Origin of the sequence: Lacrimispora sanguinis, from assembly GCF_044987295.1 — a bacterium.
Classification (GTDB): Bacteria; Bacillota; Clostridia; order Lachnospirales; family Lachnospiraceae; genus Lacrimispora; species Lacrimispora celerecrescens_B.
In genome coordinates, this window is record NZ_CP173277.1 from 4,345,643 (window position 1) to 4,359,968 (window position 14,326).

Genomic DNA, 14,326 nt, shown 5'->3' on the forward strand with positions numbered 1-14,326 from the left:
TATTAGATGCATGATTTAAAATTGGCAGGGGAAAATACCTTAGGGGGTAACCTGCCCCCGCTTATTGGGCATGGACCGATTACCCAAATAGCACGGGCATGGAAAGGAGAAACTTAAATGAAGGAAAAGACTATGAAGATAAGGAAGGCGATGCTGCGTCTGATGATAGCTCTCATGCTGGGCATATTCGCAGGAGCTGTACCTGGAGCCGCACTTGTGTCTCATGCAGATACAGTTGTTGCTTCAGAAGCCAACCTACCGGCAGAAGGAACATCTGATGACTTTAGCGTGACCTTTTTAATATGGTTTTTCGGGGGAATTACGCTTCTGATCTTATTTGTTGTCGTAGTGGTAGTTTGTTCCAGCATAAGCGCAGTAGGAGTATTTGACGCGCAGGGAGAGGAATAATATCTGATGGTAAGATAAGGACTTGTACCTTGGAAGTTTCCTGGTATAAGTCCTTTTTTATTAAAAAACTATAATTAAGATTTAATCTCATGGCCGCCGGATCATGTCAAATTATTCTATTGACATCCGGGTCTGGTTTCTCTATAATATATGGTAATGAATACTACATGATAAGTTTTTCGCCAGGAGGAAGGATAGAGATATGAGCTATAAAATCATTGGGGACAGCTGCCTGGATCTTACGGCAGATCTAAAGAAGGATCCTCACTTTCAGATAATTCCCCTTACTTTACAAGTGGGAAATACTCACGTAATCGATGACGAGACCTTTGACCAAAAGAGTTTTTTGGAGCTGGTAAAAAGCAGCAGCGAGTGTCCTAAAACAGCATGTCCGTCACCGGAACTATATAAAGAAGCCTTTGAATGCGATGTGGACCAGATTTTTGTGATTACTTTGTCCGAGCATTTAAGCGGAAGCTATAACAGTGCGGTTCTGGGAAAAAGACTTTATGAAGAAGAACATGGGAATGATGGGAAAAAGATTGCAGTACTAGGTTCAGATTCTGCTTCTTCCGGACAGCTGAATATTGCTCTTTATATCCAGTCCCTTTGCCAGGCCTCCCTGCCTTTTGAAGAGATTGAAGAGAAGGCAAAGACTTTCATCAAGAATATGAAGACCTATTTTGTTCTGGAAAGTCTGGATACTTTAAGAAAGAATGGACGCCTTACCGGTCTTCAGGCATTTTTTGCCACAGCCTTAAACATTAAGCCGGTTATGGGAGCTACTTCCGGCGTAATCATTAAGCTGGACCAGGCAAGAGGGATCAATAAAGCGCTGACCCGCATGGTGGAGATTGCCCTTAAGGACGGAGGAGATACCAGAGATAAGGTTCTGGCAATTGCTCATTGTAATAATCCGGAACGGGCTGAGTTCGTAAAACAAGAAATGTTAAAGCATGCTGTATTTAAGGATGTGATTATTGTAGGAACAGCTGGAGTTGCTACGGTATATGCCAATGACGGCGGAATTATCTTGACACTTTAAGAAAATGCCCATCCTGTCGGCCAACGGGATGGGCTGTGTCCGTAAGGACATTTTATATCAATAACGAGAGCATCCACTTTTTGAGTGAATGCTTTCTTTCTGTCTTTACTATCATCTAACCTATCTAAATTTCAAGTGATTTTCAACTCCCTTACATTTTCCCAATTTTCCAAGAGAAAACTTGCTTTTGTCAGTTCAAAGATTTTACCGTTTAATCTGTATACAAAAGGGAATATTTGACAAATCCTTGGAACCAGTGTAATATAAAAAAATGGAATAAAATCCAGAGAAATATGAAAGAAAAGTTATGGAAAACCTCAAGGTTTTTGTGGAAAAAGTAATGAAAAATGAAAACCTATGTGGAAATAGTCAACAATCAGGAGGAGTAGATGAAGAAAAAAAGTGGGCTGATGAAGATTCTGATTTTCCTACCCATAGTGCTGTTTGTTTTGCTTATTGGGTGGATCGGCGTAAGCGAATGGAATGGAACGCAGGCCGTTCCAAGAGAAAACCTGACCCAGTCAGAGCCTGAGGCATCAGTGGAAACGGAAGTTCTGACGGTGGAAGAGTCCCAGTCACAGGAAGAAACCGCTCCAACGGAGGAAGAAACAGAGCAAAAATCAGCCGTTCAGCTCCTCTTTGCAGGCGATATATTACTATCTAGTCATGTTATGATGGCTTATGATAAGTCTGGGAGCATGGAAGGTGTCCTGGACGAAGGATATCGGGGCGAAATTAGCAGTGCGGATATCTTTATGGCCAACCAGGAGTTTCCTTTCAGCGACAGGGGCTCTGCGGCACCGGATAAGCAGTTTACATTCCGCCTGCCGCCATCCAAGGTCTCCCTGATGAATGAAATCGGAGTTGACATCGTTACCCTGGCCAATAACCATTCCCTTGATTATGGAACAGATGCCCTTGTGGATACCTGTACAGCTCTGGATGGAGCCGGTATTAAGTACGTGGGGGCAGGCCCTAATATGGAACGGGCCAAACAGCTTGAGAAAATAGAAGTGAATGGAAAGACCATTGGCTTTCTGGGAGCGTCCAAGGTTTACCCCGATACCAACTGGGTGGCGGGCAGCAATAAACCTGGCATGGTAAGCGGTTATGATCCAACCATCCTTCTGGAAGAAATAAAAAAGGCAAAAGAAAGCTGTGATTATCTTGTGGTTTACGTCCACTGGGGCGTGGAGCGGGATGAGAAGCCCCAGGAACATCAGAGGATCTTAGGCAAACAGATTATTGATGCAGGGGCTGATCTGGTGATCGGAAGCCATCCCCATGTGCTTCAGGGAATAGAATATTACAATGGCAAGCCTATCTGCTACAGTCTTGGCAATTTCATCTTTGGTAGCAGCATTCCAAAGACCGCCCTGATGCGGGCCCAGGTGGATTTTGACCAGGGAAGCACCACCTTGTCACTGGTCCCGGGTACATCAAAGGCAGGATATACCAGAGAGCTGACCCAGGAAGGAGAAATCCGGGAATTTTATCAGTATTTCCAGGGGATATCATTTGGCGTGACGATCGATGAAAACGGCGTCGTCCACAATAACAGCAATTAAAATCAGACGAGGTATCTGTCACCCTGGCAGATGCCTCGTTCTTTTAGACGCTTTGCCAAAGTGCCGAGGACCAGTTTTTTGTTGCCGCTCCATAAAGGAGCCAGGAGCAGTTTTTTCGGCCCATCTCCGCTGATCCGGTGTATGACCACCTGGGGCGGAAGAAGGGCGATGCAGTCAATCACCAGGTCAGTGTATTCTTCTAAGGTATAGACAGGAACCAGGCCTTTATCATATTCTTCGGCAAGGTCCGTTCCTTTTAACACATGAAGAAGCTGAAGCTTGATTCCGTCGATTCCATGTTCTCCCAGATGGCCCAGATAGTTTACAGTTTCAAGAACCATATCTCTCGTCTCTCCAGGAAGCCCTAAAATGACATGAGCGATGACCGTAAGACCGGCTTCTTTTAAATTCTGGTAGGCTTCAAAGAAAGTATGGAGCGGATATCCTCTGCGGATATGATCGGCTGTGGACTCATGGATGGTCTGAAGCCCCAGTTCTACCCAGACAGGCTTGATTTTGTTTAAGCTTTTTAACAGATTCAGGACATCAGGCGGAAGGCAGTCGGGACGGGTGGCAATGGAAAGGACCGCCACATCTGGATGGCAGATGGCCTGGGTAAATAACTCTTCCAGATAGGATACGGGAGCATACGTGTTTGTATAAGACTGAAAATAGGCGATGAAACGGCCTTCTCCGGTCTTTATTTTACTCTGGATTCTTTCGCGGGCAGATTCGATCTGCTCCGTAACGGAGGAATGGAGGGTTAAGGATTCCGCAAACTCTCCAGAACCTCCGCCGCTGCAGAAAATGCATCCCCCGGTTCCCAGGGTCCCATCCCGGTTAGGACAGGTCATACCGCCGTCAAGGGCCAGTTTATAGACTTTTTGTCCGTATTGTTTCTTCATTTCATAGTCTAGGGAATGATAAGGTTTTTCGTTCCAGAACATGGTTTCCTCTTTTCTGTCCGTGCTTATTTTTGATTGTTTCATTATACGGGGCTCCCGGATGACCTGTCAAATTATTTTATAGGTTTTCGTAAAATATTATATTGTGAAATCTTTGGCATCTATGATATACTCGTAGCAATGACAAAGCTTTGTCAATGAATAGGGAAAAGTGTGCCCAGCCCAAAATCGTGGGCAGTAAATTCGGAAAAGGAGAGCAAGTGACATGAAGATAATTGATACGATTCAGCTGCTGGAGTCTAAAGAGTCAGAAAAGCTTATGACTGCTTTATATGGAAAAGAGGCAGTTAAGGAGAATATTGAACGTTATCAGAGCCTTATAAGAAACTTCCAGAAGAAATTTCCGGAGGATGACGTAATGCTGTTTTCTTCGCCGGGGCGCACGGAGATCAGTGGAAACCATACCGATCATAACCACGGAAAAGTGCTGGCTGGAAGTATTAATCTGGATTGTGTGGGAGTAGCTGCAAAAAACAACAGCAGAAAAGTGAATATTATCAGTGAAACTTATAACCAGAACTTTGAGATTGATCTGGATGACTTAGCTCCAAGCGATAAGAAGGCAGGAACCATTGATCTGGTGAAAGGTCTTTTAAAGGGCTTTTTAGAGGGCGGATATGAGATCGGCGGCTTTGATGCCATCGTAACCAGCAATGTCATCAGTGCGGCAGGTGTCAGCTCCTCAGCTTCCTTTGAGATGCTGCTCTGCTCTATTTTAAATACATTTTTTAATCATAGCGCCATGGATGCCGTGGCATATGCCCATATCGGCAAGTTTTCCGAAAATGTGTATTGGGACAAGGCTTCCGGCCTTTTAGACCAGATGGCATGTGCAGTAGGGGGACTTATTACCATTGATTTTAAGGACCCGGCAGTTCCGGTTGTAGAGAAGATTGATTTTGATTTTGGTTCAAAAAACCACAGCCTTATTATTGTCAATACAGGAAAGGGTCATGCGGATTTAAGTGCTGATTATTCCTCAGTTCCGGCAGAGATGAAAAAGGTTGCAGAATTCTTTGGTAAAGAAGTCTGCGCTGAAATCACGGAAAAAGAGGTCATTGACAATTTACAGGAAATCAGGGATTTTGCCGGTGACCGTTCTGTCCTTCGGGCCCTCCATTTCTTTGAAGAGAATAAGAGAGTAGAAGCAGAAGTGGCAGCTTTAAAAGAAAACCGGTTTGAGGACTTTTTAAAGAAAATCACCGAATCTGGTAATTCCTCATGGAAATGGCTTCAGAACTGCTTTACCAACACCAGCTTCCAGGAGCAGGGAATCACCATTGCCCTGGCTCTTACGGAACTTTTCCTGGCAGAGAAAAATACAGGTGCATGCAGGATCCATGGCGGCGGGTTTGCCGGTGTCATCATGACCATGCTGCCCAATGAGCTGGTAGAAGAATATATTTCCTATATCGAGAAAGCCATGGGAGAGGGCAATGCTTACCGAATGAGCATCAGGCCATATGGAGCCATCTGCTTCAATGAGATAATCAATCAATAATAATTGTAAATTCTGCCAAAATGGAGTAAAATATAATAAAGAAACGTTAGAATAGAACGTGGGCAGAAGGAGGCATTATGATAGAAAAGAAAAATCTGGTCATCACCATAGGAAGACAGTACGGCAGCGGCGGCCGAATCGTGGGAAAAGCCCTTGCAGAGGAGCTGGGAATTCATTTTTATGATGAAGAGATTTTGTCCATAACTTCGGAGCAAAGCGCCGTTGGGGAGGTATTTTTCCGTCTGGCGGATGAAAAGGCGGGAAGTAATCTGCTTTACAAGATCGTAAGCGGCTTAAAGCCCCAGCTTGGGAAACCTTCTACGGATGCGGACATTGTGAAACCGGAGAATCTGTTCCGTTTCCAGTCCCAGGTCATTAAAGAGCTGGCTTCTGAAGAGTCCTGCATCATTGCCGGACGGTGTGGAGATTACATCTTAGGCCGTGAGAAGGAAGAGTTCCCAGGCCTGGTAAAGATCTTTGTTTATGCAGACACTGAGACCCTCATCAAGCGCACCATGGAGGTGGATAAGATTGATGAAAAGGAAGCCACAAAGCGGGTGAAGAAGATTAACCGGGAGCGGAAGGAGTATTACCGCTACTATACCGGCGGAAACTGGGAAGATTGGAATAATTATGATCTGATTATCAATACCAGCAGCATTGACCTAGAGCAGACAGCGAAGCTGATTAAGGATTATATTAAGCTTAGAGGAATTGAGCTATAAAGGAACGCATAAAACGGCGGCTTTGATTATGATTTCAAAGCCGCCGTTTCCATGTCCAGACTGATTTATCATTTGATTAGTTTTCATGTTTCTTGGAGGTTTCCGGTACCAGTGCAGACAAGGCGCTATCTAAATCCTCCTTAAAATAAACCATGTTTCCCTTGTTGCATTCATAGATAAAATCCCTTAGACTTTTGCTGGTATAGTGTGAAAAGTCTCCTACGATTCCAAGTTTAAAATGGTAATTTGAAAATTTCTGCAGGATTTCCCCAGCTAAACCTGTTTTAAGATCAAAAAAGCTTTCATCAAGGTTTTCTTTATACAGGATCATGCCAATGCAATTAGAGTTGTATTGGGATGTAGCCATTATATCAAGGATATCTTGAGCGTTGGTTATTTTCTCGTCCTTATCAACAATGGCAATATTCTGGTTTCTTATTGTTTTAATATTCATTTAAGCCCTTCTTTCTCTAGAAATGGAACTGCGATATCTAATACATTTGTCAGTATATGCCCGCAGCCTCGAAGAATGTGGGTTTCAGCCATTGGAGCCAGGGCAGCAAGCCTGCATGCTGTTTCATGAGCATCAATGGTAACATCATTTTCACCAGCGATCAGAAGAACAGGCATGGTAAGTCTTTGTAATCTACTATCTGCAAAAACTGGCAGTGCATCAGTCATAGGAATGAAATTTTGCACGATCAGCATAATAAAATCTTTTGCCTTTTGAGGTATATCACTTTCGCCAATAATGGAATCGTCAAACGTCTCTGATTTATTTTTATCCCGGGAAACATATTCCTCTGACTTAGAAATAAACTCCGGACGGATTGGAGTGATACCTGATGGAGAGATTAAAATAAGTTTTGCCACATATTCAGGAAATGCTGTTGAGAATTTCAGAGCCATCCATGCGCCAAATGAATTTCCCATGATGATTATGCGGCGAATCTGTAATTTATCCAGGACTTCTTTCAACCATAATGCATATTCATCGGCAGCGGGGTCATACCTATTTTCCTCACTGTTACCAGCCTCTCCAATTATATCGATGGCGAATACATGATAAGCTTTTGATAATGCAAAGATTTCCGTCGCCCAGAAAGCATTGTTGCTGCATGAGCCGTGGAGCAGCAAAAGAGGAGGGTTTTCCTGAAGTCCGCATTCAAGTACAAAGGTCTTTCCGTATATGGTATCCACATAACGCTGCATAGCTGGAAATTGACTTAATATTTGATTGTAAAAAGATAATACTCTTTCTTTCCCTTCCTGGGATTTGAATACCTTGTTTTGTATAGGCGTCATTAATAATCCTCCTGTCTAATAGTTTCAACCAATTCCATTATTAACTGAATAATTGCTTGTGCAAATTGGATGTTCCCCCATATGGTGACACGTACTTTGCATTCTGATTCCAAAAACTGCGCATGCATGGTCGGATGGCCATATTCTGGTAGATTGGTATTCAGTGCGGCAGTAACGGTATTCATAATACGAATGGCATCATCCATTCCCTTAACATCGATATCAATTACGGAAGACACCTTTATTTCATAGTCGGAATTTTTATTCAAAGGGATGGTTACCTTTCCGGCTTGTGGTTTTGTGTTTTCCATAAAAACACTTAAGTCATGTCCGGTCACTCTCCAGCTTTTTCCGATCTTTCCCGCCTGCAGTTTCCCTTCCCTGATGTAGCGTTGAATTGTCTTTGGGTGGATATTCAGCATTTCCGATATTTGTTCTACTGTATAATATTTTTCTTTCATATCAATTACTCCTTATTATTACTATAATGCTCTATATAAGTAATAATAAGACATAATAAGGAATGTGTCAAGCGCTTTCTCAGTATTTTTATTATGTAAGTAAAAAAATGGTGCGTTGTTCCATAACCTTTTATGTATGTAAGACAGTTGTTACGGCAGATTTGGTCCCTTTCAATCGGCGGAAAACAAATCGAGGGAACGGGTAATGTATAGAGTATGGTGCAGATGGAAAAGGATTTCAAAGAACCAGAATCTTTTACTGCAATCCAAATGCGCCCTATCAGTAAGCGGAAATAGAGGTAGGCTATGAATTCTTAAGAAGGGTATTGCCAAAGGGAAAAAGCTTTGATGAACTGATGCGTTGTCAAACTGATGTGTATCATATCAATTCCTATAGAAAAAAGCTGTATGGGAAAAGTCCGTATGAAGCATTCTATTTTTATTATGGAAAAGACCTGACTGATAAATTAGGATGACACGAGGTTGCCGCCAGCAGCATCAATTTAATACAATTGAGCGTCAATTGAGCAACAAGGACAACTTCGGTATGAGCCAAGACAAATTCGGAGCAAAAGATGTCAAAATCATAACATTGACGCCCCGATCATTGATGGATATAGCTATATTTATGCTGGGAAAATGGTCAAAAAAATTATATAATGGGATGTCTACAACTTATTGATACCTATATACAAGACAGGAGAAGACTAATGAGATCAAAGCAAAAAAAATTGTTTACTATTTTCGTACTGTTCACAGTACTGTTCATTCTGGGAGCAGCTCAGGTGTTTGCGAAAGAGGATGCCATACCGTCCATTAACCTGGAGGTCATTCTCCAGAGTGATGGCTCTGCTGTCATAACGGAGATCTGGGATGTGCGCGGTGTATCCAGCGGCACCGAATATTACAAGGCTCTGAATAACATGGATGGGATGAGCGTCCATTCCCTTGCTGTATGGGACGAGTCGGGAACGCAATACAAAACATTGGACGGCTGGAACACAAAACTCTCCAGAGAGGAAAAGTCCGGCACCTGCGGCATCCTGAAAACCTCCGATGGATATGAACTCTGTTGGGGCATTGGCAGCTATGGTAACCATCAATATACCATTCAATATACCGTAGAGGGATTGGTAAAAGATTATGGGGACTATGCAGGGTTCTATCATCAGTTTATCTCGGAGCTTTCAAACGCTCCGGAATCAGCTTATATTAAAATCCGGATGGCGGATACAAGTCTGACGGCAAACAACGCCCGCATCTGGGCATATGGCTTTACAGGGGAAGCCGAGATCGGGAGCGACGGCAGCCTGAATGTTTTTTCTTCTGAAGCTTTGGGAGGCGGAGACTATGTAAATGTGCTCTGCCGCTTTGACAGAAGCTTATTCCCGCTGGCCTCCGCAGCCGACATGTCTTTTGAAAAGTTGCAGGAATCCGCAGAAAATAAAAACTCTGATACGGCTTTATATATCGTCCTTGCTGTTTTAGGGGCGGTTATTGTCATGACCGTCATTCCAGTTGTTTTCTTTTCTTCACGATACAAGCTGGCAGACGGTACAGCCGTGCGCCTTCCCGGAAAGAAACAAATAGACACAAACTGGTCGGTTCCTTTTGGCGCCAGCATTCCTGCTGTATATTCCGCCATGCTGCTGTTACGCAAAGGCATTTCCTGTGAAAAGCTTATGGGCGCGTATCTTATCCGTTGGCAGGAGGCGGGCTATATCCGCATAGAACGGGAAAGTGATCGAACCATAAAAAGGTCTAAAGAAGAAGCTATCATATTTAGCCCGGATAAAATACCAGATCCAGGGGTGGAGCGGTCGCTGTACGACATCTTAACCGACGATATCGACCATAACGGCTTTCTTTGGACCTCTGACATCGAAAAGCGGGCGGATACGCTTTATAAGAAGCTCACTGCATGGGCGGCAGAAGTGAAACGTGAAGGCGAAAAAGTATTAATCCGCTCAGGGGCGGCGGCAACGAATATAAAGGGCACTGTCCGGTTTACTGTATCGGGTTTTGAGCAGGCTGTCAAGCTACTGGGGTTCCGGAAATACCTGATGGAATTGCGCATGCAAAGGGAAGACAGACCGGTTCCGGGAGAGCTTTGGGGGGATTATCTTGTATTCGCCACCTTGTTTAACGTCGGAGAGCAGGTCCTAGAAAGCATGAAAGCCCTCGACCCCGCATATTTTGATACCTTCGCAGGTATGTACGGCTGCAACGCCTTCAACATGATATACCTTGTGACCATGACCAATCATATTTCGAGTGCTGCTACGCCAACCCAAAACACGGACGGGATCGGCGGTGCCGCAGGTTCGGTCGGTGGTGGAGGTTTCTCCGGTGGAGGCGGCGGAGGCAGCCGGTAACAGGACGCTGAGCTGGAACATTTTCAAAAGTGAGATTAAGACTATATGCGAAAAATCGGTGAAAGCAAGACAAAGTGCAGGAACAGGAAAGATTATCAGTCTTTGGCCGCATGATGAAGGATAGGCGGGTCCCGTATATATTCCGGACCCGCCTATTTACTAAACTCATCATTTTATGCCTGTATCTATTCCATAGCTTTCTATTCTAAATAAATAAATTCACATTGGATTCTTCCGCATCCCCCAGATAAGCGCCTACGCCTCCAAGTTCCACTCCGTCGATAAGTTCCTCAGCCTGGATTCCCATGACATCCATGCTCATGGTGCAGGCCACAATTTTCACACCGGATTTCATAGCTTTTTGGATCAGGGTTTCCAGTGAATCCACATTTTTATCATTCATGATTTTTTTCATCATGGCGGTTCCCATGCCGCCCATATTCATTTTCGATAATTTTAACTTTTTGCTGCCTCTGGGGAGCATGAATCCAAACATGGATTCCACCAGTGATTTGCGAACCGGCTGTTTTTCCGACTTTCTTAATGCAGTCAATCCCCAGAAGGTAAAGAACATGGTAACAGGTCTGCCCATGGCAGCAGCGCCATTGGCAATGATAAAGCTTGCCAAAACCTTGTCAAGATCACCAGAAAATACGATGATGGTCTTTCCTTCGGCTGCTTCGACTTTTTCTGGGGCAACCGGAGTTCCTTTCTTTACCAGGGCTACGTAATCCTTTCCTCGGAGTTCACAGGCCATTAGTTCATTTCCGGTACGTCTGCACCAGGCGCCGATGTCCCGGGTAAAACCAGGATCAGAGGCAGAAACCTCCATGACTGCTCCATCCGGCATCTCCTTCATGGTTTCAAACACCTTCATGATGGGGCCGGGGCACTGCATTCCGCTGCAGTCTAAGCGCATGGCAGAGGTGGGGATATTTTTTGTTTCCATCTGGCCGCTGTCGGAATAAACAGTTTGTTCAGAGGGCAGAACTCCGTCAGCCGTATAATGGGTAGACTGATAGAATCTAGCACCGCCGGGGTAAAGCTTGACATTATGAAATCCGTTCTGCATCAGGAGGCGGGCAGCGTTGTAAGCCCGGACTCCAATGGCGCAGAAGACGATGATTTTCCTTGAAGGATCCAGCTCTTTTAAGCGGCTTCTTAATTGTCCCAGAGGAATATGCTTTGCATTTGGCAGGGAAAAGGCCATTAACTCTGCATCCTCTCTGACATCAAGCAGTACTGTCTCCGGGTTTTGCTCCACAGCGTCCCAGGCTGAAAATGCAACCTTTCCCGTGATCAGGTTTTCAGCCACAAAGCCAGCCATGTTGACCGGATCTTTTGCAGAGGAGAAGGGAGGGGCGTAGGCGAGCTCCAGGCTCTTTAAGTCAGAGATCCCTGCACCAAGGCGAATGGCCACTGCCAGAGTGTCGATCCGTTTATCAACTCCGTCCCGGCCTACGATCTGAGCACCGAATATCTTTTTTCCATCGGCGGAGAAAAGAAGCTTCAAGGTTATAGGTACGGCACCGGGATAGTAGCCTGCATGGGAATTTTGGGTGATGATGATGCTTTCATAATCACTTCCCTTTTGAAGGCCTCTCTTGATCAGTGCCTTTTCATTAGCTCCGGTGGAAGCAACAGCTAAATCAAATACTTTTGCAACGGACGTTCCCTGGGTTTTATTATAGGTTTCCTGAGCTCCTGCAATATTATTGGCTGCAATGCGCCCTTGTTTGTTGGCAGGTCCTGCAAGAGGGATCATTGTCGGTTCCTGGAATATAAGGTCGTCGACCTGTATCACATCTCCTACAGCATAGATATCCGGATCTGAAGTTTTTAAATATTCATCTACCACAATGCCGCCGCGCTCATTGACGGAAAGACCGGCTGCCTTTGCCAGCTCGCTGTTTGGTCGTACACCGATGGAGAGGATGACCAGTTCTGCGGAAAGGGTTTTACCGCTTTTTAATGTAATGGCCACAGATCCATCCTGATCTTCAAACCCAGCGACACCGTCGCCCAAATGAAGGTCTACCCCGTTTTGCAGGATGTTCTCATGGAGCAACTGGGCCATTTCGTAGTCCACAGGCGTCATAACCTGGTCCAGCATTTCAATGAGGGAAACTGAAAGACCTGCGTGACGGAGGTTTTCAGCCATTTCAAGGCCAATAAAGCCTCCGCCGATGACAGCGGCTGTTTTAATTTTGTTTTCTTTAATAAGAGCGCGGATGCGGTCAGTATCAGGAACTGTCCAAAGCGTCTGGATACGGGAAGATCCGATTCCAGGAATGGGTGGGCGGACCGGTGAAGAACCAGTGGAAATGACTAAGGTGTCATAGGTTTCTTCATAGGTTTCCCCGGAATCCAGCCTGCGGACCGTGATTTTTTTATTCTCCTTATCAATGGAGGTAACTTCGTTTTTTACCCTGACATCAATATCATATTTCTTTTTCATGGCTTCCGGCGACTGCAGTAACAATGCATCTCTGGATTTAATCACATCTCCTACATGATAAGGAAGGCCGCAGTTGGCGTAGGAAATGTATTCCCCTCGTTCCAGCATAATGATATTTGCCTCCTCATCAAGCCTGCGCAGCCTGGCTGCACAGCTGGCTCCTCCGGCGACTCCGCCGATAATTACAATTTTCTTCATAATATGCCTCCTGCTATATTTTTAAAATTACGATTGATCACATGTTGTTTCGTTCAGTATAAACAAGAATTTAAAAGATGTCTGTGATTGAGTCACATAACAGTCAGTGTTCTGTGGCAACGTTTATTCGCTTCTATAAATTAGGAAAACCTAGGATTTTAAATTTTGCACAATTAAATTTTGCGAAACCATTGACAAATGCAGAATAACGTTTTATGATAAAATTAGATTTAATAAATATTATTTTGCATAATACAAGAAGGAGGTACATGAAATGTCTGTTTATGATTTTACAGTGAAAGAGATGGATGGCACAGAGAAACCCATATCCGATTTTGCAGGCAAGGTGTTACTGATCGTCAATACTGCAACGGTTTGCGGGTTCACTCCCCAGTATACGGACTTACAGTCCATGTATGACGAGTATGCCGACAAAGGATTTGAGATTCTTGATTTTCCATGCAACCAGTTTGGAAATCAGGCGCCTGGTGACAACGATGAAATTCATTCCTTTTGTACCGGACGCTTTGGAGTCACCTTCCCCCAGTTTGCTAAGATTGATGTAAATGGAGAGAATGCGATTCCTCTGTACCGTTACCTGGTAAAAGAAAAGGGCTTTGAAGGCTTTGACCCTGGACATGAGCTGACGTCCCGTCTGGAACAAAAGTTTGAGAATCTAAATCCCAATTATAAAAATGAACCGGATATTAAGTGGAATTTCACTAAATTCCTTGTGGATCGCCAGGGAAATGTGGTCAGACGTTTTGAGCCGACCGCGGATATGAATTATGTAAAAGAATGTGTAAAGAATTTATTGTGAAAAAACGTGACGAGGATCGCATAGGGAGAGAAGTAATGGATTATGATAAATTAAAACTAGAGAACCAGCTTTGCTTTCCGCTTTATGCCTGTTCCCGTGAGATCATCAAATGGTATAAACCATTCCTTGATGAGATCGGTTTAACTTATACTCAGTATATCGCTATGATGGTATTATGGGAGAGAAAGCAGGTCACCATTAAGAAAATGGGAGAGCTTTTGTATTTGGACAGCGGCACCCTGACCCCTTTGCTGAAAAAGATGGAAGCTGCCGGCCTGCTCAGACGAAGCCGTGCCAAGAATGATGAGAGAAGTGTGATCGTTGAACTGACGGAAAAGGGAGAGCAGCTAAAAGACCAGGCTGTGACCATCCCTGACCGGATCTCCCAATGTGTTCCTGTAAATAAAGAGGAGTTCAAAACCTTATACCGGCTTCTGTACCAGATTTTAGGCCAGACCGACCCAACAAAAGCACCCCCGCGTGAATCCTGATTTGCG

The 14,326-nt window shown here is 44.4% G+C and carries 13 protein-coding genes; 8 read left to right on the forward strand and 5 right to left on the reverse strand.

Annotated features, from left to right (window positions below):
- The first annotated feature begins 117 nt into the window (after positions 1–117).
- From ACHZES_RS20205 to ACHZES_RS20215, 3 genes are all read left to right on the forward strand, one after another.
- Entirely contained in the window at positions 118–408 is a 291-nt protein-coding gene (locus ACHZES_RS20205) for a sulfate transporter (protein ID WP_395546384.1), read from the forward strand.
- A 202-nt stretch (positions 409–610) separates the two neighbouring features.
- Positions 611–1,453, forward strand: coding sequence for a DegV family protein (locus ACHZES_RS20210; RefSeq protein WP_038277141.1), 843 nt, complete (start codon positions 611–613; stop codon positions 1,451–1,453).
- Between the two features lie 389 nt (positions 1,454–1,842).
- Positions 1,843–3,021, forward strand: a complete 1,179-nt coding sequence (locus ACHZES_RS20215; protein WP_395546385.1) for a CapA family protein — start codon at positions 1,843–1,845, stop codon at positions 3,019–3,021.
- Positions 3,022–3,023: 2 nt separating this feature from the next.
- Here the strand turns inward: ACHZES_RS20215 and ACHZES_RS20220 are convergent, their stop codons facing one another.
- Positions 3,024–3,968: a TIGR01212 family radical SAM protein gene (locus ACHZES_RS20220; RefSeq protein ID WP_395546918.1), complete on the reverse strand. Its 945-nt coding sequence runs from the start codon at positions 3,966–3,968 to the stop codon at positions 3,024–3,026.
- Between the two features lie 223 nt (positions 3,969–4,191).
- Between ACHZES_RS20220 and ACHZES_RS20225 the strand changes: the two genes are divergently transcribed.
- Complete coding sequence (locus ACHZES_RS20225; protein ID WP_395546386.1) at positions 4,192–5,487, forward strand: galactokinase; 1,296 nt, start codon at positions 4,192–4,194, stop codon at positions 5,485–5,487.
- Positions 5,488–5,564: 77 nt separating this feature from the next.
- Positions 5,565–6,212: an AAA family ATPase gene (locus ACHZES_RS20230; protein ID WP_038277147.1), complete on the forward strand. Its 648-nt coding sequence runs from the start codon at positions 5,565–5,567 to the stop codon at positions 6,210–6,212.
- Between the two features lie 76 nt (positions 6,213–6,288).
- Here the strand turns inward: ACHZES_RS20230 and ACHZES_RS20235 are convergent, their stop codons facing one another.
- Genes ACHZES_RS20235 through ACHZES_RS20245 form a run of 3 tightly spaced genes read right to left on the reverse strand, consistent with a single transcriptional unit; the run spans position 6,289 to position 7,978 of the window.
- Positions 6,289–6,666, reverse strand: a complete 378-nt coding sequence (locus ACHZES_RS20235) for a DUF4180 domain-containing protein (RefSeq protein WP_395546387.1) — start codon at positions 6,664–6,666, stop codon at positions 6,289–6,291.
- Entirely contained in the window at positions 6,663–7,517 is an 855-nt protein-coding gene (locus ACHZES_RS20240) for an alpha/beta fold hydrolase (protein WP_395546388.1), read from the reverse strand. The genes ACHZES_RS20235 and ACHZES_RS20240 overlap by 4 nt, the downstream gene beginning before the upstream one ends.
- On the reverse strand, positions 7,517–7,978 hold the full coding sequence (locus ACHZES_RS20245; RefSeq protein ID WP_395546389.1) for a helix-turn-helix domain-containing protein: 462 nt from the start codon (positions 7,976–7,978) through the stop codon (positions 7,517–7,519). The genes ACHZES_RS20240 and ACHZES_RS20245 overlap by 1 nt, the downstream gene beginning before the upstream one ends.
- 710 nt (positions 7,979–8,688) lie before the next feature.
- Between ACHZES_RS20245 and ACHZES_RS20250 the strand changes: the two genes are divergently transcribed.
- Positions 8,689–10,353, forward strand: coding sequence for a DUF2207 domain-containing protein (locus ACHZES_RS20250; protein WP_395546390.1), 1,665 nt, complete (start codon positions 8,689–8,691; stop codon positions 10,351–10,353).
- Positions 10,354–10,558: 205 nt separating this feature from the next.
- On the opposite strand, the gene ACHZES_RS20255 is transcribed toward ACHZES_RS20250, so the two are convergent.
- Positions 10,559–13,009: an FAD-dependent oxidoreductase gene (locus ACHZES_RS20255; protein WP_395546391.1), complete on the reverse strand. Its 2,451-nt coding sequence runs from the start codon at positions 13,007–13,009 to the stop codon at positions 10,559–10,561.
- A 274-nt stretch (positions 13,010–13,283) separates the two neighbouring features.
- On the opposite strand from ACHZES_RS20255, the gene ACHZES_RS20260 reads away from it, so the two are divergent.
- Positions 13,284–13,829, forward strand: coding sequence for a glutathione peroxidase (locus ACHZES_RS20260; protein ID WP_395546392.1), 546 nt, complete (start codon positions 13,284–13,286; stop codon positions 13,827–13,829).
- Positions 13,830–13,864: 35 nt separating this feature from the next.
- The gene (locus ACHZES_RS20265; protein ID WP_395546393.1) at positions 13,865–14,320 is read left to right on the forward strand and encodes a MarR family winged helix-turn-helix transcriptional regulator; all 456 of its coding nucleotides are present in this window, start codon (positions 13,865–13,867) and stop codon (positions 14,318–14,320) included.
- The last annotated feature ends 6 nt before the right edge of the window (positions 14,321–14,326 follow it).

What these genes read in the sequence shown, in the direction of transcription:
- ACHZES_RS20205 (WP_395546384.1), top strand. Translation starts at nt 118, where the DNA reads ATGAAGGAAAAGACTATGAAGATAAGGAAGGCGATGCTGCGTCTGATG.
- ACHZES_RS20210 (WP_038277141.1), top strand. Translation starts at nt 611, where the DNA reads ATGAGCTATAAAATCATTGGGGACAGCTGCCTGGATCTTACGGCAGAT.
- ACHZES_RS20215 (WP_395546385.1), top strand. Translation starts at nt 1,843, where the DNA reads ATGAAGAAAAAAAGTGGGCTGATGAAGATTCTGATTTTCCTACCCATA.
- ACHZES_RS20220 (WP_395546918.1), bottom strand. Translation starts at nt 3,968, where the DNA reads ATGTTCTGGAACGAAAAACCTTATCATTCCCTAGACTATGAAATGAAG.
- ACHZES_RS20225 (WP_395546386.1), top strand. Translation starts at nt 4,192, where the DNA reads ATGAAGATAATTGATACGATTCAGCTGCTGGAGTCTAAAGAGTCAGAA.
- ACHZES_RS20230 (WP_038277147.1), top strand. Translation starts at nt 5,565, where the DNA reads ATGATAGAAAAGAAAAATCTGGTCATCACCATAGGAAGACAGTACGGC.
- ACHZES_RS20235 (WP_395546387.1), bottom strand. Translation starts at nt 6,666, where the DNA reads ATGAATATTAAAACAATAAGAAACCAGAATATTGCCATTGTTGATAAG.
- ACHZES_RS20240 (WP_395546388.1), bottom strand. Translation starts at nt 7,517, where the DNA reads ATGACGCCTATACAAAACAAGGTATTCAAATCCCAGGAAGGGAAAGAA.
- ACHZES_RS20245 (WP_395546389.1), bottom strand. Translation starts at nt 7,978, where the DNA reads ATGAAAGAAAAATATTATACAGTAGAACAAATATCGGAAATGCTGAAT.
- ACHZES_RS20250 (WP_395546390.1), top strand. Translation starts at nt 8,689, where the DNA reads ATGAGATCAAAGCAAAAAAAATTGTTTACTATTTTCGTACTGTTCACA.
- ACHZES_RS20255 (WP_395546391.1), bottom strand. Translation starts at nt 13,009, where the DNA reads ATGAAGAAAATTGTAATTATCGGCGGAGTCGCCGGAGGAGCCAGCTGT.
- ACHZES_RS20260 (WP_395546392.1), top strand. Translation starts at nt 13,284, where the DNA reads ATGTCTGTTTATGATTTTACAGTGAAAGAGATGGATGGCACAGAGAAA.
- ACHZES_RS20265 (WP_395546393.1), top strand. Translation starts at nt 13,865, where the DNA reads ATGGATTATGATAAATTAAAACTAGAGAACCAGCTTTGCTTTCCGCTT.